General features: G+C 54.3%; 1 protein-coding gene. It reads right to left on the bottom strand.

All coding sequences use genetic code 11. From position 1 onward, the window contains the following. A partial coding sequence (locus tag DCO45_RS22445; protein WP_133248238.1) for a hypothetical protein occupies positions 1–213 on the bottom strand: 213 nt, incomplete at its 3' end. Positions 214–700 lie beyond the last annotated feature (487 nt).

Raw genomic sequence — 700 nt, forward strand, 5'->3', positions numbered from 1 at the left:
CCGCAGGGCCGTCAGTTCATCGGCGCTCATGAAGTTGTCCTCGTAGGCGGCGGGCGCCGCCTCCACGAGGGCGCGCAGCCGGGCTTGTTCGGCCTGGGCGGGGCTCAATGACTCTACCTGGGCACCGGCGTGGGCACCGGCGCGGGCACCGGAGGCTGTCTCGCCCTGGGTTTGTGCACGAGCGGTGGTTTGCAGGCCAGCTGCCAGCAGCATTGCCCATGCGGCACGTCTCGCCAGCGACGGGCGGGAGCCCATGCCACTGTGAAGGGGGTGCCGCAGAACAACTTTCATTTGTAATTAGGAGTTAACTGTCGTTGCAAATATTCTGCTTGGGTGGAATCAATCAATTGTCAGATTCTGATACTTAACGTTAAGTGTGTCAGAGGAGATGACAAAGTGGAGATCCGCTCTATGTAAAGAAGTTTGAAGCGTTCCAGCCGCGGTGATTGTGATCAGTTATGAGCACGCTATGTCATAAATCTATTTTTGCTATAGATAATTCATATAACAATTTATTAAATAGCAGCACGCCTTGAAGCGGTGCGGCCCGCACCCATATAGGCCCTTGATCTGTGTTGATGAAGATTGACCTCCCATGACCAAAAAACCCATTCCTTCCAGGCCGAAGTGGCCCAATTGCTCCACCTGGTGACGCATTCGCTGTATTCGAACCAGGAGATTTTTTTGCGCGAGCTGATCT

Source organism: Comamonas sp. JNW (genome assembly GCF_003105075.1).
GTDB lineage: Bacteria > Pseudomonadota > Gammaproteobacteria > Burkholderiales > Burkholderiaceae_C > Comamonas > Comamonas squillarum.